This is a genomic window from Nocardiopsis sp. LOL_012 (assembly GCF_048060475.1).
GTDB lineage: Bacteria > Actinomycetota > Actinomycetes > Streptosporangiales > Streptosporangiaceae > Nocardiopsis.
The window spans coordinates 12,452-30,943 of record NZ_JBHMIV010000024.1 but is presented as its reverse complement, the minus strand read 5'-3'; the positions used below and the strand labels follow the sequence as shown (position 1 = coordinate 30,943).

Here is an 18,492-nt window from a genome sequence, read left to right as displayed (position 1 = left end):
CGGGCGCGGGCCTGCCCGCCCCGCCCGGAGGAACCCGTCACGGAGCACGGAGACCGGGATCGGCATCCGCGGCACCGTGGCCACCGTTCAGGCCCCGGCCGGTGAGACCCGCGTCGAAGAACGCGCACCACCGGGACCGCGTGACCGCTCCCTGGAGAGACCGTCACGCACCGAAGGATAGAGGAGAAGCCAGTGCGACACATCAACGGCGGTCCGCGACGAGGGAGGCCTCGCCATTTCGACGGACCCGCGCGCGGCAGGGCGATCACGGGCACGGCCGTGCTCTCGACCGTCCTGCTGCTGACCGCCTGCGGCGCCACGGGTGGGGAGAGCGGGTCGGCCCAGGCACGGGAACAGGCCCTCATCATCGCCGAGAACGAACCTCCGGCGACGTTCGACCCGCTTCAGGCGAACAACTCCACCGTCGACGAAGTGGCCCGCCCCGCCTACGACACCCTGGTGCGTTTCGAAGAGGGGGAACTCGTACCCTCCGTCGCCCTGGAGTGGAGCGTCTCCGAGGACGGCACCACCGTGGAGATGACCCTGAGGGACGACGTGATCTTCCATGACGGTTCCACCCTCACCGCGGCCGACGTCGTCTACACCCTCGACCGCGTCGACCGCCTCCAGATCGGCGTCTCGGCGCTGCTCGCCGGGTACGAGTCGGCCGAGGCCGTCGACGACACCCACGTCGTCATCACCCTCTCCGAACCGCGTGCCCCCTTCCTGTCGGCGCTGAGCCGCCTGTACCTGCTCAACGCGGACCTGGTCGAGGAGAACGCGGGCGACGACGACGGGCAGCAGTGGCTGTCCGCCAACGACGCGGGGTCGGGCCCCTACCGGCTCACCGGGTACACGCCCAACCAGGAGGCCGTGTTCGAGGTCTTCGAGGACTACTGGGGAGGGATCGACGGCCAGGCGCAGAGTGTGGTCTTCCGCTACCTCGCCGAGGCGTCGACCCAGGCCACGGCCCTGAGGCAGGGCGAGGTGGACATCGCCATGGACATCTCCCCCCAGGACTGGGAGGCGATGGAGAACGAGGGGTTCACCATCGACCGGGCCGACACCAACGTGCAGCTCTACGCGCTGTTCGACATGACCGGAAAGGGCGAGACCGAGCAGGCGGCACTGCGTGAGGCGCTCGCCTACTCCTACGACTACGAACAGCACGTGGAGAACATCCTCAAGGGTGCCGGGAAGACGGCACAGGGGGTCCTGCCCACCGGGATGCCCTGCCACTCGGCAGACGTCCTCCAACCCGCCTACGACCCCGACCGGGCACGGGAGATCCTTGAGGAGGAGGGCATCGGGGGCGTCTCGCTCACCATGACCTACCTGGAGGCCACCGCCGAGATGGAGCAGGCCGCCACACTCCTGCAGTCCAACCTCGCCGACGTCGGGATCGACCTGGAACTCCAGGCCATCACCTATCCCCAGTACGTGGAGATCACCGCGGATCCGGAGAGCATCCCCGACCTCGGCATGATCTACACCTTCCCCGCGTTCCCCGACCCCGACGCGGTGCTCTACCAGAGCTTCCACTCGGACAACATCGGCGGAGGCATGAACTTCGGCGGCTATTCCGACGCCGAGGTCGACGAGCTCGTGGAACTGGGCCAGCGCAGCACCGATGAGCAGGAGAGGTGCGCCGCCTACGCCGAGGCGCAGGACATCATCGCCGAGGACCACGCGGCCCTGGCGCTGTCCAACCCGCAGTACGTCACCGTCGTCGGCGAGGGGGTCACCGGCTACGCCTACGACCCGGCCCACCACCAGACCGTGGACGTGTACCGCATCACCAAGGGCTGAGGCCCGCTCCGGGCGGTGTCGGCCGCGGCCGACACCGCCCCACCCCGATAGAACCACCACCCGGAGGGGAGGCACGGTGTTCTCGTTCATCGCCCAAAGACTGGGGATGATGATCCTCGTCCTGGCCGGCCTCATCACTGTCACGTTCCTCATGACCCAGGTCCTGCCGGGCGACCCCGCACGGGCCGCCGCGGGGCGCAACGCCACCGCGGAACAGGTGGAGGCGGCCCGCGAACGCCTGGGCCTCGACGCCCCGGTCCACGAGCAGTACGTCTCCTACGTCGGCCGTGTCGTCCAGGGAGACCTGGGGACCTCGGTCTTCACCCAGCGTCCCGTGACCGACGACATCGCCCAGGTTCTGCCCTCGTCGGTGGAACTGGTCCTGGCCGCGATGCTCGTCAACGTCGCCGTGGCCCTCCCGCTCGGCGTGCTCTCCGCCTATCGCAGGGGCCGCACCGTCGATCTGGCGGCCCGGCTCGTCGCCCTGCTGGGCGCGGCCCTTCCCGTCTTCTGGCTGGGCCTGATGCTTCAGGCGTTCCTCTCAGCGCGATGGGACCTGTTCCCTCTGGCCGGACACCTGCCCTTCGGTGTCTCGGTCCCCCGGGTGACCGGCATGACCACGGTCGACGCCCTGTTGGCGGGCGACCCCGCGGCCTTCGGTGAGGCCGTCCGCCACCTGGTCCTGCCCGCCGTCACCCTCGCCGCCGCCTACATCGCGGTGGTCACCCGCACACTCCGGTCGACCATGATCGGGGCACTGGACGCCGACTACATCACCCTGGCCCGGTCGACCGGAGCCCCCGAGAGCAGGGTGGTCCTCTCCCACGGCCTGCGCAACGCCTTGGTCCCCACCACGACCATCCTGGGCATGCAGCTCGGCTGGATGCTGGGGTCCACCGTGCTGGTCGAGTCCATCTTCGGCCGGGTCGGCGTGGGGGCATACTCGGTCACCGCCGTCCTCCAGAACGACCTGTACGCCGTCATCGGCGCCGTCCTGGTCATCGGGATCGTCTTCGTCCTGGCCAACTTCGTGGTCGACCTGGTCCAACTGCGGCTCAACCCCCGCCTGCGCCGGGGGCGGGCCACCGACGGCGCCGAACCCGAGGCGCAGACCTTCGACCCCGCAGGGGAGCGCGCATGACGGCCACGACATCGACCCGGTCCCCCTCGAAGGGACTGCGCGTCCTGCGCACCGGAGGCCGTGCGGCGCGGCACGGCGGTACGGGGATCGTCGACCGCGTCGCGGTGGGCCTCGCCGGATTCATGGTCCTCCTCGCACTGGTGGGCCCCTACCTCGCCCCGATGTCCCCGTACGCGGTGGACCTCGGCGCGGCCCTGCAACCCCCGAGCGCTGAGCACTGGTTCGGTACCGACGTCAACGGCCGGGACATCCTCAGCCGCCTCCTCGTCGGAGGGCGCACCACGCTCCTGGCCACCGTCGCCGTCATCGCCGCGGCCATGGTGATCGGCACCCTGGTCGGGACCGCGGCCGCACTCGGCCGACGCGTGGTCGACGAGATCCTCATGAGGATCTGCGACATCGGCCTGTCGATGCCCGCGATCATCGTCGCCCTGGGCCTGGCGGCCGCCATGGGGCCCAGCCTCCAGTCGGCGGTGATCGCCCTGGCCGCCACCTGGTGGCCGGGCTACGCCCGACTCGTGCGCACCCTGGTGCGCGAGGTCCGTGACGCCGAGTTCGTCGAATCCGCACGCATGCTCGGCGTCTCGCCGGCACGCCTGGTCTTCCGGCACGTGCTGCCGAACTCCCTGAGCCCCCTCTACGTCCAGACGACACTCGACGTGTCCGCCGTCATGCTCGTCATCTCAGGGCTCTCCTTCGTCGGTGTCGGCGCCCAGGTGCCCTCAGCCGAGTGGGGGGCGATGATCGCCGCCTCCCGTGACACAGCCATCACCGCGTGGTGGACGGTGTTCTTCCCCGGAGCGGCCATAGCGGTGACCGCGATCGCCTTCAACCTCGTCGGCGACTGGCTGCGTGTGCGCACCGACCCCACGCTGAAGACGGGAGGCCGCCCATGAGCGACCGATCCACAGACCGGACACTGCTGAGCGTCCAGGACCTGCGGGTGTCCTACCCGACACCGGAGGGCCCGCGTGAAGTGGTCAAGGGGGTCAGCCTGGAGATCTCCCGGGGTGAGAGGCTCGCTCTGGTCGGGGAGTCCGGCTCCGGGAAGTCCGTTACGGCCCGTTCCGTCCTGCGCCTGGACTCCGAGGCACGCCTCCAGGGCGCTGTCCGCCTCGGAAGCCAGAACGTGCTGGAGATGACGTCCGGGCAGGTGCGCCGGCTCCGTGGGGCCCGCGTCGGGCTCGTCTTCCAGGACCCCCTCGCCGCGCTCAACCCCGTCAAGACGGTGGGCTGGCAGATCACCCAGCCCCTGCGCCTCCGGGGCGTGGGACGCCGCGAGGCCCGAAACCAGGGCGTGGAACTGCTGGAGCGGCTCGGTGTGGCCGACGCCGCGAGGCGTTTCGACGACTACCCGCACCAGTTCTCCGGGGGCATGCGGCAACGCGTGGTCATAGCGATAGCCGTCATCGCGGACCCCGAGCTCCTCATCGCGGACGAGCCCACCACCGCGCTGGACGTGCGTGTGCAGGCCCGCGTCCTGGAACTGCTGTCGGAATTGGCGGAGGAGAGGGACATGGCCGTCCTGCTCATCACCCACGACCTGGGTATCGTCGCGGGATTCGCCGAGCGGGTCGCCGTCATGAGGGAGGGGGAACTGATCGAGGCGGGAGACGTCGACCGGATCTACGGGAGTCCCTCCCACCCCTACACCCGGGCACTGCTCGACGCGGTCCCGCGCATCGACGACAGCCCGGGCCGAAGGCTGAGCGGCGTATCCGGCCCGGCTCCACGCCGTTCGGCCGTGGGGAAGGAGGAGCAGTGAGCATGCCCGAGGTCCCGCCTCCGCTTCTGGAGGCCCGCAAGCTGGTCAAGACCTTCCCCGGACGCAGGGGCGGTCGAGCCGTGGACGACGTGTCCCTCATCGTGCGCAGGGGCGAGGCGTTGGGGCTCGTGGGCGAGTCCGGGTCCGGCAAGTCGACCACCGCGCGCTGCATCGCGGGTCTGCTGCGCCCCGATTCCGGCCGCATCCTGGTCGAGGGGCAGGATGTGACCTCCCCCCGCGCACGACGCCGTGGCCGCCGCCGTATCCAGATGGTCTTCCAGGACCCCTATTCGTCGCTCAACCCCCGGATGACGGTCGCCGACCTGGTGGGGGAGGGCCTGTACGTCCACGGCATCGAACCCGACCGGGCCCGGCGGCGCGACCGGGTGGTCGAACTCTTGGAAACGGTGGGCCTGGACTCCGGGCACCTGGACCGGTACCCGCGCTCCTTCTCCGGGGGCCAGCGCCAGCGCATCGCCATCGCACGGGCCCTGGCGGTAGGACCCGACCTGCTCATCTGCGACGAGCCCGTCTCCTCCCTGGACGTCTCCGTACAGGCCCAGGTCTTGGACCTGTTCGCCGACCTCAGGGAAACGCTGGGCCTGGCTCTGCTCTTCATCGCCCACGACCTGGCTGTCGTCCACCACCTCTGCGGCCGTGTAGCCGTCATGAACGCCGGACGGGTGGTCGAACAGGGCGAACGCGACCAGATCTACCGCTCTCCGGGGCACCCGTACACCCGGTCCCTGCTCGACGCCGTTCCGGTCCCCGACCCGGCGGTGGAACGGGCTCGGGCCGCCGCACGTGGATCGGACGGGCCCGGAGCACAGGGGGCCGAACAACAGAAGGAAGGTGAGGGACTGTGACCACGGTCCGCATGTTCGTCAACGGACAGGCCATGTCTGGCGGTGAGATCAGCCATGCGCTGGAGGGGGCCCGCTTCCTGGGGCCGGCCGAAACGGCACCGCGCTACCGCTTCTACTCCGTACGCGACGAGTTCCCCGGCCTGCACCCTGTCGGAGAAGGGGGCCGCCGTGTTCCCGGGGAACTCTACGAGGTCGAGTACGAGCGCCTGCGTGACCGGCTGCTGCCCGAGGAGCCACCGGAGCTGGAACTGGGGGTCGTCGAACTGGCCGACGGTTCGGGCTCCCTGGCCATGCGCATGCGGGCCGAGGCGTTGGAGGCTCCCGGAGTGGCCGACATCAGCGACCGGGGCGGCTGGCGCTCCCACCTGGAACGGAGGAACGCACAGTGACGGAAGAGGCTTCATGCCGGGGCCCGGTGGACCTCGTGGTCCGGGGAGGCACCGTCGTCAACGCCGGTTGGCGGGGACCGTCCGACGTCTTCGTCTCCGACGGGAAGGTCATCGCCCTGGCTGCCCCGGGGACCCCCGTGCCGAAGGGCTCGTCTCCGGACGAGGTGGACGCCAACGGGATGCTGGTCATGCCCGGCGGGGTCGACCCCCACTGCCACGTCGGGTTCACCTCGGGTGAGTACACCTCGTTGGACGACCAGCTCCAGTGCACGACCGCCGCGGTCTTCGGCGGCACCACCACCATCGTCGACTTCGCGATCCCCCGGCCCGGGCAGAGCCCTCTGGGGGAGGTGGAGCGGCGCCAGGCCGCCGCGGGGGAGGGGCTGTGCGACAGCGCCCTGCACGGGTGCGTCGTGGAATGGGACGACAGCACGGCCGATCAGCTCCGCGAGATGGCGGCACGCGGTGTCAACACGATCAAGATGTTCACCACCTACCGCGGCGAGTCCATGGCCGACGAGTACACGATCCTGCGGACGATGCAGGCGATGCGGGAGACCGGCGGGATGGTGGTGATCCACTGCGAGGCCGACCACATCATCGGCGAGGCGCAGCGCAGGTGTGCTGTGGAAGGCGGTGTCGAGGCCTCCCGGATGGCCGCCACCCGCCCCGAGATCGCCGAGACGGCCTCGGTGGCCGAGATACTGGCCATTGCCGAATCGGTCGGGGCACCGGTGTACTTTGTCCACCAGTCCACGGCCGAGGCCGTCGAACTGGTGGCCGCAGCCCGTCGGCGCGGTATGCGCGCCTACAGCGAGACGGTCGCCCACCACCTGGTTCTCGACGAGGGGGTCTACGCCGGGACACACCCCGAACGGTTCGTGTGCTGCCCTCCGCTGCGCTCGCGCCAGACGGTCCGGGCCCTGGGGCGCCACCTGTTCACCGGCGAGGTCTCGACGGTGGGCAGCGACCACTGCTGCTACGACACCGGGCAGAAACTCGAGAACCGCCACGATGTGAGGGACATGCCCAATGGGCTCCCAGGGGTCGAGACCCGGCTCGCGACGGTCTTCTCCACCTACGTCGCGGGGATGGACTTGCCGGTGACCCGGTTCGTGGAGCTGGTCTCGGCCGACCCGGCCCGCACGAACGGGCTCTATCCCCGCAAGGGTGCCCTCCTGCCCGGATCGGACGCCGACATCGTGGTCTGGGACCCCTCGGCCCGGTGGACGATGCGCTCCCGGGACCTGCACATGGCGACCGACTACACCCCCTATGAGGGGATGGAGGTGACCGGGCGGCCGCGCACCGTGGTGGTGGGTGGCCGTGTCGTGGTCCACGACGGCGAACTGGTCGATCCGCGGCCGCAGGGACGCGCGCTCGCGGCGGGGCCCGTTGTGGCGTTCTGACCACCGGACCGTCGAAGCCGCCGCGTCGGCGGTGCCCGCAGCGCTGTGGAGGAAGCCCTGCACGACGTGGGTGCCGCCGAACCGCAACCGGGCCGACCACCCGGGCTGGGTGCCCTCCGGCCCGCTGGCTTCTGGTCATGCGGGAGCGGGGTGAGAGGCCGTAGGTCCGGGACCTCGGCCTCTCACCCCTTCCCGTGGAAGCGCGCCTGGAGGGCCCGGACCTCCTCGGCCAGGGCGGGCACCGGCCCGTCCACCTGCGCGCCGGGCACCACGTCGCGCACCGGCAGCGGGCGCACGGGCCCCGGCGGCACGCCCCAGTCCGCCAGCCAGGACGAGAGCTGCGCGCAGGAGCTCGCGTACACGATCCGGCCGAGCCCGGCCCACCCGTGCGCGGCGGCGCACATCGGGCAGTGCTCGCCGGAGGTGTACACCGTCGCGGCGGCCCGTTCGGAGGCGGTCAGCGCGGTGGCCGACCACCGGGCGATGGCGAACTCGGGGTGCCGGGTGGCGTCCCCGGAGGCCACCCGGTTGTGGTCGGCCATGAGCACGGTGCCCTCCGCCGCGACCAGCACGGAGCCGAACGGCTCGTCTCCGGAGGCCAGGCCCTGCTCGGCCAGCTCCACCGCGCGCCGCAGGTACCGCAGGTCGGTCTCGTCCACCATCGCCGCTCCCTCGTCTCCCGGCCGTCCGGGCCACCTTAGGCCCGGAGCCCGCCGCCGGGCGCGCATCCGTGCCCGGCGGCTCACACCCAGGAGGGCATGGAGCGCTGGGGGTAGCGGTCGCCGAAGCCGCCCTCGGGCAGGATCTCGTCGATCGCGGCCAGGTCGGCCTCGGTGAGGGTGACCTCGGCGGCGCGGGCGTTCTCCTCCACGCGCTTGGGGTTGCGGCTGCCGGGGATGGGGACGATGTGCCCGCCCTGGGCCAGCAGCCAGGCCAGGGCCAGTTGGGAGACGGCGATCCGCTTGGCGGTGGCCAGGTCGGTGAGCCGGTCCACGGCCTCGACGTTGCGCTCGAAGTTGCCGGGCTGCCAGCGCGGGTCGATGTTGCGCATGTCCAGGCCCTCGTACTGCCCGGCGGGCTTGGCGGTGCCGGTGATGAAACCGCGCCCGAGCGGGGAGTAGGGCACCAGGCCGATGTTCAGCTCCTCCAGGACGGGGAAGAGCTGTTCGACGTCGCGCTCGAAGAGCGAGTACTCGGTCTGGAGCACCGAGACGGGCTGCACGGCGTGCGCCCTGCGCAGGGTCTGCGGCCCGGTCTCGGACAGGCCGAAGTAGCGCACCTTGCCCGCCTCGATCAGCTCCTTGACGGCGCCCGCCACGTCCTCGATGGGCACGTCGGGGTCGACGCGGTGCTGGTAGAGGACGTCGATGTGGTCCACGCCCAGGTCGCGCAGGCTGGTGTCGGCCACCTTCTGTATGTGGTCGGGGCGGCTGTTGAGCTCGAAGTCGAACCCCTGCGGCGGCGCGGACAGGTCGAAGCCGAACTTGGTGGCCAGCACCACCTCGTCGCGGAAGCCCTTGACCGCCGTGCCGAGCAGTCTCTCGTTGCATCCGGTGCCCAGGCCGTAGAGCTCGGCGGTGTCGAAGAAGGTGACCCCGAGTTCGTGGGCGCGACGGACGGCGGCGATGCCCTCCCGCTTGTCGCTGGGGCCGTAGGCCACGGTCAGGCCCATCGCCCCGTAGCCGATCGCCGAGGTGGTCAGGCCCTGCCCGCCCAGTGTCCGGTGCTCCATGGCGCTCCTTTGATCAAACCAAACGGTTCGGTTTGATCCTAGGGCATGGACCGCCCGCCGAACCAGATGGTTCGGTAGTCTGTCTCCATGACCTCCCGACCCGGCGCCGATTCGACACGTGAGCGCATCCTCACCGCGGCCATGGCCGAGTTCTCCCGCCACGGGATCGCCGGGGCGCGCATCGACCGCATCGCCAAGGCCGCCCGCACCAGCAAGGAGCGCGTCTACGCCTACTTCAGCGGGAAGGAGGACCTCTACCGCGTGGTGTCCGAGCGCGAACTCGACGCGGTGGCCGACGCCACCCGCCTGGACCCCAGGGACCTGCCCGAGTACGCCGGGCGCGTACACGACTACTTCGCCGCCCACCCCGAGCGCCACCGCCTCATGGTGTGGGGCCGCCTGGAGATGTCCGGCACCCCCGCGTCGGTGGGCGACCCGCTCCAGCGCACCATCGCCCACAAGGTCAAACAGCTTCGCGAGGCACAGGAGGCCGGGCACCTGGACCCGGCCTGGGACCCGCTCGACGTCCTCGCCCTGGTCAACGAGATCGCCAGCGCCTGGGCCGGCTGGCCCGACGCGGCCGACGCCGTCGACCCCTCCGAGCGCGGGAGGTTCTGGGCCGAGCGCCGCGCGGCCGTCGTCGCCGCCGTCCGCCGCCTGTTCCCCGCCGCGTCGGCGGAGCCCGGCACCGAGCGCTGACCGCGCCCCGGGGAGCACCTCTACCGGATCACTCCTGGGTGGCGGACCGGGTATCAACATTGCGGCATGAAGATGGATGAGTGGCCTAGTGTTCGTCTCGGTGGCCCCTGGGGAGATAAAATCCGCAACCGACTATGAAAAGATGCTTGAAAGTAAGCCTGACGGGTTACGGTAACTAATGTTGGGCTCGTAGGCGTCGACAGTCTGGAGGTGGCGTCCGTGCTGTTGCGGTTTCGTGTGGCGAACTGGCAGTCCATCCGCGACGAGCAGGAATTGAGCCTGGTAGCCGCCGATGAACACGGCGACCTCGCGATGCGGGACGTTCCCGGGACCGCTCTGAAGGCGCTGCCCGTGGTCGGGGTGCTCGGCGCGAACGCCTCGGGCAAGTCCAACCTGATGGAGGCGATGGCCTACGCGCGTGACGCGGTCCGGCGTTCGCACAACGGATGGAACCCCCGAGGCGGTACCCGGCGGGTTCCCTTCCTGCTCGACGCGGACTCGGCGTCTCGGCCCTCGGAGTTCATCTTCGACTTCGTCAACGGCGACGGGGTCCGCTGCGAGTACGGCTTCGCCGTGGACGACAACGCGGTCACCGCCGAGTGGCTGTATAGCTGGCCCCACGGGCGCATGCGTGTGCTCTTCGAACGCCGGGGCCCGCAAGAGATCTCGATCGGCCCCGGCCTGCGCAAGGGGTTCGGAAACCGGACCCAAGTGGCCAAGGAGTCCGTGCGGCCCAACAGCCTCCTCGTCTCCGCGGGAGCCGCGGGCAACCATCCGCTGCTCACCGGTGTCTACGACTGGTTCGACCGGATGGACACGGCGTTCGACGCCAACGCCCCGGCACGCCTGGAGCTCACCCTGCGCATGCTCTCCGGTGCGGAGCGGGAACTGTGTGCGCTCCTGCTGAAGTACGCGGACCTGGGGATCACCGGTGTCCATGCGGAGGAGAAAGAGATGCCCGAGGAGGCCGCAGCGCACTTCGCGGCCGGTTTCCGGGTACTGGATCCGGACGGTCCGGCGCTGGATCCGCAGGGGTGGCGCCAGTCGCCCGAGATCGTCGTCACGCACCGGACCTCCCGAGGCGGTGTGGAGCTGCCCTATGGCGCGGAGTCCACGGGAACGCACACCTGGTTGGAACTGGTCGGCCCGGTGGTCCGTGCCCTGGTCGAGGGCCGTGTACTCGTCGTCGACGAGCTGGACGCCCGGCTGCATCCCAACCTGGCCGGCCAGTTGGTTCGGCTCTTCTCCGACCCCGAGACCAACCCTCGGGGAGCCCAGCTCGTCTTCAACACCCACGACGTCACTCTGCTGAGCCGCCGCTCCTTCGGTTACCTGACCCGGGATCAGGTCTGGTTCGCCGAGAAGGGGGTGGACGGAGCCACCGAGCTGGTGGCGTTGCGAGAGTACAAAGTGCGCGATGATCGCGATGATGTGGTGAAAAAGTATATTTTGGGTGCTTTTTCTGCTGTGCCGTTTTTTGATGACGCCATCAGTGATGAACTCTCCCGCCTTGTCAGCAAAGGTGCGGTAATGTGTCGTTGTGGCGTCGAGAAAACGGAAACAGGACAGGTCTCTCAGCCCGCGCAATCTTCGCACGAGAAGCCCCAGGCGCAGGTACCTCATCTTCTGTGAGGACACCTATGGTGGTACGACCTATTTCCGGAAGATGCGGGAGGAACTACGCTTCTCGAACGTGTCGATCAGGCTCGGCGACCAGCACGGGGAACCGTACGGTCTGGTCCTGGACGCCAAGAAGCGCAAGGAGTCCGCACACGGGCGGCGCCGGGAGCAGGGCGGCGAGTTCGACGAGGTGTGGTGCGTGATCGACATCGAAGCACCTCGCCCCCACGACTCACTGGACGAGGCCATGCGGTTGGCGCACAGGAGCGGAATCGAACTCGCCTACGCCAACCCGTGTTTCGAACTCTGGCTGTTTCTGCATCAGAGGGACCATTCCGGTTATCTGACTACGGAATCGGCCATCGCCAAGATGAGGGGTCTGGGATGCTGCTACACGTCCGGTAAGGGCTTCGATCCCCAACACTTCCTTGGCCGACCCCAGCAGGAGGCGATTCGGCGGGCCGAGCTGCTGGACAAGCGGCATGAGGGCAAGGGCCACCCGAGAGACAGGAATCCCTGGACGAACATCCACATTCTGGTTCGCGGCCTCCTCGAACAGGGATGACCTGTTCCGGGCCCGCGTACCCGGAAACACCCGATGTCCAGTCCCTCGTGCCCCACCGCTCACCCCGGTTCGGCGAGCTCCTCCCGCAGCGCCACCGCCTCGGGATCGTCGAACCCCTCCAGCAGTTCCAGCGCCTCGGCCCGGTGCTCCCGGGCCCGCGCATCCTCACCCATCGCCTCCAGCACGGCGGCCCGGCGGTGCAGGCACACCGCCAGCCGCCAGCTGTCGCCGCACGCACGGTACCCGGCCGCCGCCTGGTGCAGGAAGCGCGCCGACTCCTCCCGCAGCCCCAGGTCCCGGTAGACCGTGCCCGCCCCCTCGAAGGACTCCGCCTCGCGGCGCCGGTCGGCGACCCGGCGGTGCAGCGCGGCGGCGTGGTGGTAGGCGCCCAGGGCCTCGTCGGCCTCGCGGAGCCGGGCCCGCAGGTGGCCCAGTTGCAGCAGGGCGTAGCCCTCGTGGACGGGGTCGCCCGGGTCCCGCGCCGCCTTCAGCGCCTCCTGGAGGACCTCCAGCGCCCGATCGTGCCCGCCCAGCTCGCCCCAGGCAGCCCCCAGGCAGGCCAGGGTGGCGAACTCGGTGATCCGGTCGCCGGTCTCGCGGTGCACGGCCAGCGCCCGCTCGCACAGCGCCACCGCCTCCCGGGCCCCGCCCGAGCGCAGCTCCACCGCGGCCAGGTTGCCCAGGGCGATGCCCTCCCAGAGGCGCTCACCGAGTTCGCGGGTCAGGCGCAGGGCCTCCCCGAACAGGTGGCGTGCCCGCTCCAGGCGGTGGGCGCGCAGGTGGACCAGGCCCAGGGCGTTGAGCGACATCGCCTCGCCGAAGGCGTCGCCCCCCTCACGGCGCAGGTCCAGCGCCCGCTCGTGGTGGCCGAGGGCCTCCTCCACGCGGTTCGCCTGCACGCGGGCGATCCCCAGGGCCTCCAGCAGGTCGGCCTCGGCGTCCGGCCGGCCCTCGTCGCGGGCGGCGGCCAGCCCGGCCGCGCCGGCGGCCTCCCACTCGGCCGCGGGTACGTGGAAGACGTGGAAGTGGCGTAGCACCGCGGCCAGCCGCCAGACGGTTCCGGGCAGCCCCGCGGAGTCGGCGGCCCGCACGCACGCGGTGAGGGCGGTGTGCTCGCGTTCGAACCAGCGCAGCGCCGAGGCGGTGTCGGCGAAGCTCCGCGCGGCCGTCTCGGGAAGGTCCTCCGGGGCCAGGTGGCGCAGGTGGGAGCCGCAGGCGCGGGCGGCCGCGTCGGCGCCGGCCAGGTACCACCGCAGCAGCCGTTCCAGCGCGGCCTCCCGCTCCCCGGGGGACTCCTCCTGCCGCAGTTGGGCCTGGGAGTAGGAGCGCAGCAGGTCGTGGAAGCGGAACCGGTCGGGGCCGGTCTGCTCCACCAGGTGCGCGCCCACCAGCAGGTCCAGGGTCCGACGGGCCTCCCGTTCGGCCGTGTCGGCCAGCACCGCCGCCGCGTCGGTGCCGAAGTCCGTTCCAGGGTGCAGGCCCAGCAGCCGGAACAGCCGTGCCGCCCGCTCGTCCAGCACCCGGTAGGACCAGGCGAAGACCGAGCGGACCGCGTGGGCCTCCTCCTCGTCGTCGATCGCCAGGGCGTCCCACAGCGCCGACTCGTCGCGCAGGTCCTGGATGAGGTCGTGCAGCGGCATGTGCGGGCGGCTCGCCGCCCGTTCCGCGGCGATGCGCAGCGCCAGGGGCAGTTGCCCGCACAGGCGGGCCAGTTCGGCGACCTCGTGCGGGGTGTCGGTCTCGCGGTGGCCGCCGATCACCCCGGTGAGCAGGTCCACGGCCTGCTCGGGGCTGAGGGTGCGTACCGGCAGGCGGCGCGCGCCCTGGCGCGCCACCAGCCCGGACAGGCGGTCGCGGCTGGTCACCAGTACCACCGAGTCCGAGGCGCCGGGCAGCAGCGGGCGCACTTGGGCGGCGGAGGCGGCGTTGTCGAGCAGGACGAGCACCCTGCGTTCGGCGAGCAGTGACCGGTACAGCGCCGCCCGGCTGTCGGTGTCGGGCGGCACCGCGTCGGCGGGGACACCCAGGGCGCGCAGGAACCGGTCCAGGACCTGGGCCGGGGTGGCCGGCAGCCCGGGGCCGTACCCGCGCAGGTCGACGTGGAGCTGCCCGTCGGGGAAGCGAGGGCTGACCCGGTGCGCCCAGTGCAGGGCCAGCGCGGTCTTGCCCACCCCGGCGGTGCCGGTGATCAGGTGGAGGGCGCCCCCGCCCCGCTCGCCGCGCAGCCGCGAGCCGAGCACCTCCAGTTCACCCACCCGGTTGACGAAGCCGGGCACGTCGGCCGGGAGCTGGCGGGGGACCGGCCCCGGAGCGGGGTCGGAGGTGTGGAAGTGGACCCCGCCGTGGACCCGCCCGGCCTGGACGGCGTTTCCCGACACCTCGGAGATCCGGGCCCCGTCGTCGGGGCCCTCCTCGGGGCGGTGGTCAGGCACGGGGCGCCTTCGCGGCGGCGACCTCGCGGGGGAAGAAGGACGCGATCGGCTCCGCGTTCTCGTAGAGGGCGGCGATCGCGCTCCGGCACGCGGCGGTGACCTCCGGATCGGTGTAGCGCGTACACCCGGCCAGGACACCCTCGTCGTAGCGGATGTGGTAGGTCGCCTCCGAGCCGAGCGTCACCACCTCGGGCAACAGGCCGCCGTTCTCCATGCCGGTGAGCGCCTCGGGGCCGACGATCCGGATGTGTTCGCCGCACTGGGCGCGGATGTGCAGCGAGTGCAGTTCCCAGTGCAGGTAGGGGGTGAGCGGCCACTCCACGACCCGCACCCGCAGCACCCGGGCGCCGCGGCGCTCCAGGTCGGCGAACATCTCCAGTAGTTCGGGCCGGTCCTGTTCCAGCATGCGCAGGGCCTCGGCGGTCTCACCCGAGCGGTACCGCATCCAACTGGGGTTCTCCGGCTGGTGGAACTCCTGGAGCCGCTCCAGCTTCCAGGCGTCGGCCCCGCGCAGCGCGTCGAAACGGCGGTCGAAGTCCGCGCCGTAGGCGTCCAGGTCCAGGGGGTCGCCGGGCATGCGGGCGAGGGAGTCAAGCATCCGGGATGTCCGCCTTCGCCGAGACGAGGACGTTGCGCGGGATGACGACGAGCCGTTCGTCGTCGTCGACGGCCGCGTCGGAGGGGAGCAGCCCGGTGTAGTGGTCGGTCAGGTCGCGGCCGATGACGGCGATGTCACCGTTGTCCAGTTCCCAGATGTCGGGGCAGCCCCGGACGTTGTTGGTGTTGCCCAGGTCCCGGGGTGACCGGCCCAGGCGGCGGAGCGGCCGGGCGCCGGGGTCTGCTTCCCACGGACGTGCCATGTCGTCCTTTCCGTACGCACCGGGTCGGGGGAGGGTGCGACGCAAAGAAAATAACACGGCGGAGTGGAATGTCAGATCACCATTGAGTGTCGGTTCAATGCGATGATGTGTGCGGGGTGGAGAGTTTTTCCTGCACCTTGTCTGGTGTGCGATGAATGTGCCCTGTGTGTATGTTGACCTGCTTTGATGCGGTCGAAGTTGAGTTCCTTGGTGCCTTTTCTGTGTGCATGGAAAAGGGTGTGTGGATGCACGTGAACATGCACATGAATCGGTGGTTCCTATCCGTGGAAACCGGTGGTGTCTAATTCTCGGGTGGCGCCACGAATTACGGTCTCCGGGGGTGCGCCCGCCCCGTTCTCGCTCAGGGCGAGTGCGAGGGGTCGACCAGGGTGCCGACCGCCGAGGAGACCCCCGCGCGGATGCGGTCCCACCCCAGGCCCTGCTTGAGCAGCTCGGTGTTGAGGTCGGCGGCGGCCATCCCCAGCAGCGCGTGGGCCAGGTGCTCGGGGTCGGGCCGTTCGGCGCACAGGATCGCCAGGTGCCGGTGCCAGAAGGCGTAGGCGCCGACGCGGAAGCGGGCGCCCGGGGCGGCGGTCTCCGACAGTCGGACGAGGTCCAGGTGGTCGGCCAGGTAGGCCAGGTAGGCGTCGAAGAAGGCCAGGGCGCGTTCGCGCGCGGGAGCCCCCGGGCCCAGGGGCGGCTCGCCGAAGACGACCGCCTCCTGGAGTTCGCGTTCGCGCTGGTCCAGGAGGGCGGCGGCCAGTCCGGACTTGTCGCCGAACCGGCGGAAGACCGTCCCCTTGCCCACGCCGGCGGCCTGGGCGACCGCGTCCACGGTCAGGGCCTCCGCGCCGCCCTCGGTGAAGAGTCGGGCGGCGGCCTCCAGGACCCGGGTGCGGTTGCGGGCGGCGTCGGCGCGTTCGCGGGGCGGCCGGGGCAGGATGCGGAGCAGCTCGTCGTTCACGGGCACCACCCTACTCGACAAGCGGACCTTGGTCCGGTTAGGCTCGCGGCCGTAAGCGGACTTCGGTCCGATTTCTGTCGACACAACCGGACCGCGGTCCGGTAAGGAGTGTGGAATGACAGCCCTGATCAGTCGCGACGAACTCAAGCGGCACATCGACGACGGCACCGTGACCGTCCTGGACGCCCTGGGCGGCGCCTACTACGAGCAGCAGCACCTGCCCGGCGCACTCCCGCTGACCGCCGACGGGGTCGGCGCCCAGGCGGCCGGACTGCTCCCCGACAGGGACGCCCTCATCGCCGTGTACTGCTCCAACCCCGCCTGCGGCAACAGCCAGGCCGTCGCCACGGCCCTGGAGGGGCTCGGCTACACCCGGGTCCGCAAGTACCGCGAGGGCATCGAGGACTGGGTGGGCGCCGGACTCCCCGTCGAGAAGGGCTGACCCCGCCCGGCGGGGAGTCCGCTCAGCCGTCGCAGCTCTGGCAGCGGCGGGTGGCGACCCGCTCGGTGTTGCCGTGCGTGGCCTGGGCGGGGGAGCCCTCGCCCAGGCGCCGCCACAGCCCCGGTTCGGGGTCGGCGATCCAGCCCCACAGCGGCGCCTGGATCTCGGACTCGGACTGGTGCAGGCAGCCCGGCCGGTGGGCCACGCCCCGGGGGGAGACGAGGATGGTGGTGCCCGGGAAGCGGGCGTCGCCCGAGGCGGCGCCCGCCCCCTGCCCCCGGGGGCGCCGCCCGTCACGGGTGAGCGAGCACGCGCAGCCGCCGCCGACGGGCGGATCACAGAAATCACAGCGTTCCATGACGGCCATCATGCATCGCCCCCTGACGAAAGGGAGGCCCTACCCGTGGCCGGAACCGGCCAGGCGGGCCACCGCCGGGGGCTCCCCCTCCTGCGGCAGCAGGAGGACGTTGGCCCCTGCCCTGGACGCCGCCAGGAACGTGGTGACGGAGGCGGTGTCGTGGCTCATCCGCACCGCCGCCCTCGTGCCCGGGACGATCCCGCTCCCGGCGAGGGCGTGGGCGCGCTCGTGGACGCGGGCCTCCAGCTCGGCGTAGGTGAGCGCGCCCTCCTCCGAGACGAGCGCCACGGCGCGGGGCGCGCGGTACGGGCCAGCAAGCCGTCGACCGCCGCCGGATCGGTGCGCCGGTCCGTGCTCGCCCGGCTCCGCCGTGCCGCTGCGGCCGCGGTCCCCTTCTTCGTGGGGGAGCCGAAGTCGTGCTCCAGCGCGTAGGGCCATACGCGCTCCCCGTACCCCTCCAGCGACGGTGGGCGCAGGCCGGTGGCCCCGACCGTCTCCGTGATGTCGAACAGGGGCACACCGGGGCTCAGGAAGGGGAGGTAGGCCGAGATGAGCCGGGAGGCGCCGCGCAGGCGGGAGGAGGCCAGGCCCGGGGGCGCGGTGTCGATCCCCTCGACGAGTTCGGGAGGGAAGAAACGCAGTTCGAGCCCGCTGTCGTCGCCCCGGAAACCGCTGATCGCCCGCCGGATGCTTTCGTAGACCTCCTTGATCGTGGGCGCGGTATCGCCCGCGCAGATGTGGAAGGTCTCGCCGATCCGGGTTCGCGACAGGGCGACGATGGTCTCACAGACGTAGTCCGAGCAGACGATGTCGAGGATGTGGCCGGGATCGGAGGGCAGGAAGGGGAGCCGGCCCCGGGCGTAGGAGCGCATGAAATTGTAGACGGTGTCGAAACCGAAGGCCCTGCCGTTTCTGGAGGATCCGACGATGATCGAGGGGCGGTAGATGGAGAAGGGTATTCCGGAATCCCTGATCTCCTGCTCCGCGAGTGCTTTGGAGTACTCGTAGGAGTTCCTGAACCGCGCTTCCGTGTCAGCGGGAGAGGGCGCGGCGACTCTTTTCTTCGTCGTCGCGACATAGGCGGTGGAGACGTAGTGCAGGGCGCGCAGGCGTCCCAAGGCGCGCAGTTCGGAGCACAGGCCGAGGAAGTGGCGCACGGTCTCGACGTTGGAGCGCGGGGCCTGCGCCTCGGACATGGTGAAGGAGACGCTGGAGGCGAGGAAGAAGACCTCGTCCACACCGCGCATCAGGGTGGTCCCGGAGGCGTCGAGCCCGAGTCCCGGGCGCGAGAGGTCCACCCTCAGATAGGTGAGCCGCTTCCGTTCCCGGCCCGCGCCGGGGCCGAGCGACCACGCCGCCACGGAGTCCAGGCGTGCGCGCAGGTGCTCTTCGGAATCGGCCCTGGCCATGAGAACGAATTCCGCATCCGGGAATTATCTGA

At 70.9% G+C, this 18,492-nt stretch carries 20 protein-coding genes; 11 read left to right on the top strand and 9 right to left on the bottom strand.

Annotated features, from left to right (window positions below; genetic code table 11):
• Positions 1-192 precede the first annotated feature (192 nt).
• The 7 genes from ACFHWE_RS16105 (at position 193) to hydA (ending at position 7,379) form a co-directional block, all read left to right on the top strand.
• Positions 193-1,809, top strand: coding sequence for an ABC transporter substrate-binding protein (locus tag ACFHWE_RS16105; protein WP_416602461.1), 1,617 nt, complete (start codon positions 193-195; stop codon positions 1,807-1,809).
• A gap of 76 nt (positions 1,810-1,885) precedes the next feature.
• On the top strand, positions 1,886-2,950 hold the full coding sequence (locus ACFHWE_RS16100) for an ABC transporter permease (protein WP_416602460.1): 1,065 nt from the start codon (positions 1,886-1,888) through the stop codon (positions 2,948-2,950).
• Positions 2,947-3,846, top strand: coding sequence for an ABC transporter permease (locus ACFHWE_RS16095; RefSeq protein ID WP_416602459.1), 900 nt, complete (start codon positions 2,947-2,949; stop codon positions 3,844-3,846). The genes ACFHWE_RS16100 and ACFHWE_RS16095 overlap by 4 nt, the downstream gene beginning before the upstream one ends.
• Positions 3,843-4,715 carry an ABC transporter ATP-binding protein gene (locus ACFHWE_RS16090; protein ID WP_416602458.1) on the top strand — a complete coding sequence of 291 codons (873 nt, stop codon included), beginning with the start codon at positions 3,843-3,845 and terminating at the stop codon, positions 4,713-4,715. Before ACFHWE_RS16095 ends, ACFHWE_RS16090 begins: the two co-directional genes overlap by 4 nt.
• Positions 4,716-4,717: 2 nt before the next feature.
• Positions 4,718-5,581, top strand: a complete 864-nt coding sequence (locus ACFHWE_RS16085; RefSeq protein ID WP_416602483.1) for an ATP-binding cassette domain-containing protein — start codon at positions 4,718-4,720, stop codon at positions 5,579-5,581.
• Positions 5,578-5,970, top strand: coding sequence for a gamma-glutamylcyclotransferase (locus tag ACFHWE_RS16080; protein ID WP_416602457.1), 393 nt, complete (start codon positions 5,578-5,580; stop codon positions 5,968-5,970). The genes ACFHWE_RS16085 and ACFHWE_RS16080 overlap by 4 nt, the downstream gene beginning before the upstream one ends.
• Entirely contained in the window at positions 5,967-7,379 is a 1,413-nt protein-coding gene (gene hydA, locus ACFHWE_RS16075) for a dihydropyrimidinase (protein WP_416602456.1), read from the top strand. Before ACFHWE_RS16080 ends, hydA begins: the two co-directional genes overlap by 4 nt.
• A 182-nt stretch (positions 7,380-7,561) precedes the next feature.
• Here hydA and ACFHWE_RS16070 read toward each other — a convergent pair whose 3' ends face one another.
• Both ACFHWE_RS16070 and ACFHWE_RS16065 read right to left on the bottom strand, forming a co-directional pair.
• On the bottom strand, positions 7,562-8,041 hold the full coding sequence (locus ACFHWE_RS16070) for a nucleoside deaminase (protein WP_416602455.1): 480 nt from the start codon (positions 8,039-8,041) through the stop codon (positions 7,562-7,564).
• Positions 8,042-8,121: 80 nt separating this feature from the next.
• On the bottom strand, positions 8,122-9,111 hold the full coding sequence (locus ACFHWE_RS16065) for an aldo/keto reductase (RefSeq protein WP_416602454.1): 990 nt from the start codon (positions 9,109-9,111) through the stop codon (positions 8,122-8,124).
• A gap of 87 nt (positions 9,112-9,198) precedes the next feature.
• Here ACFHWE_RS16065 and ACFHWE_RS16060 point away from each other — a divergent pair, with 87 nt between their 5' ends.
• The 3 genes from ACFHWE_RS16060 (at position 9,199) to ACFHWE_RS16050 (ending at position 11,995) form a co-directional block, all read left to right on the top strand.
• On the top strand, positions 9,199-9,810 hold the full coding sequence (locus ACFHWE_RS16060) for a TetR family transcriptional regulator (protein ID WP_416602453.1): 612 nt from the start codon (positions 9,199-9,201) through the stop codon (positions 9,808-9,810).
• Between the two features lie 219 nt (positions 9,811-10,029).
• Positions 10,030-11,442, top strand: a complete 1,413-nt coding sequence (locus tag ACFHWE_RS16055) for an AAA family ATPase (RefSeq protein ID WP_416602452.1) — start codon at positions 10,030-10,032, stop codon at positions 11,440-11,442.
• A 34-nt stretch (positions 11,443-11,476) separates the two neighbouring features.
• Positions 11,477-11,995, top strand: a complete 519-nt coding sequence (locus tag ACFHWE_RS16050; protein WP_416602451.1) for an RloB family protein — start codon at positions 11,477-11,479, stop codon at positions 11,993-11,995.
• Positions 11,996-12,054: 59 nt separating this feature from the next.
• Here ACFHWE_RS16050 and ACFHWE_RS16045 read toward each other — a convergent pair whose 3' ends face one another.
• The 4 genes from ACFHWE_RS16045 to ACFHWE_RS16030 form a co-directional block, all read right to left on the bottom strand.
• Entirely contained in the window at positions 12,055-14,427 is a 2,373-nt protein-coding gene (locus tag ACFHWE_RS16045; protein WP_416602450.1) for an ATP-binding protein, read from the bottom strand.
• The gene (locus tag ACFHWE_RS16040; protein WP_416602449.1) at positions 14,420-15,025 is read right to left on the bottom strand and encodes a DUF6879 family protein; all 606 of its coding nucleotides are present in this window, start codon (positions 15,023-15,025) and stop codon (positions 14,420-14,422) included. Before ACFHWE_RS16040 ends, ACFHWE_RS16045 begins: the two co-directional genes overlap by 8 nt.
• Positions 15,018-15,287 carry a hypothetical protein gene (locus ACFHWE_RS16035; RefSeq protein WP_416602448.1) on the bottom strand — a complete coding sequence of 90 codons (270 nt, stop codon included), beginning with the start codon at positions 15,285-15,287 and terminating at the stop codon, positions 15,018-15,020. Before ACFHWE_RS16035 ends, ACFHWE_RS16040 begins: the two co-directional genes overlap by 8 nt.
• Positions 15,288-15,648: 361 nt before the next feature.
• On the bottom strand, positions 15,649-16,251 hold the full coding sequence (locus ACFHWE_RS16030; protein WP_416602447.1) for a TetR/AcrR family transcriptional regulator: 603 nt from the start codon (positions 16,249-16,251) through the stop codon (positions 15,649-15,651).
• A gap of 115 nt (positions 16,252-16,366) precedes the next feature.
• Between ACFHWE_RS16030 and ACFHWE_RS16025 the strand changes: the two genes are divergently transcribed.
• Entirely contained in the window at positions 16,367-16,693 is a 327-nt protein-coding gene (locus ACFHWE_RS16025; RefSeq protein WP_416602446.1) for a rhodanese-like domain-containing protein, read from the top strand.
• 22 nt (positions 16,694-16,715) lie between these two features.
• Here ACFHWE_RS16025 and ACFHWE_RS16020 read toward each other — a convergent pair whose 3' ends face one another.
• The 3 genes from ACFHWE_RS16020 to ACFHWE_RS16010 are packed head-to-tail and all read right to left on the bottom strand — an operon-like array spanning position 16,716 to position 18,460.
• Complete coding sequence (locus ACFHWE_RS16020) at positions 16,716-17,051, bottom strand: hypothetical protein (RefSeq protein WP_416602445.1); 336 nt, start codon at positions 17,049-17,051, stop codon at positions 16,716-16,718.
• A 39-nt stretch (positions 17,052-17,090) separates the two neighbouring features.
• The gene (locus tag ACFHWE_RS16015; protein WP_416602482.1) at positions 17,091-17,297 is read right to left on the bottom strand and encodes a hypothetical protein; all 207 of its coding nucleotides are present in this window, start codon (positions 17,295-17,297) and stop codon (positions 17,091-17,093) included.
• Positions 17,216-18,460, bottom strand: a complete 1,245-nt coding sequence (locus ACFHWE_RS16010) for an SDR family oxidoreductase (protein WP_416602444.1) — start codon at positions 18,458-18,460, stop codon at positions 17,216-17,218. Before ACFHWE_RS16010 ends, ACFHWE_RS16015 begins: the two co-directional genes overlap by 82 nt.
• Positions 18,461-18,492: the final 32 nt, after the last annotated feature.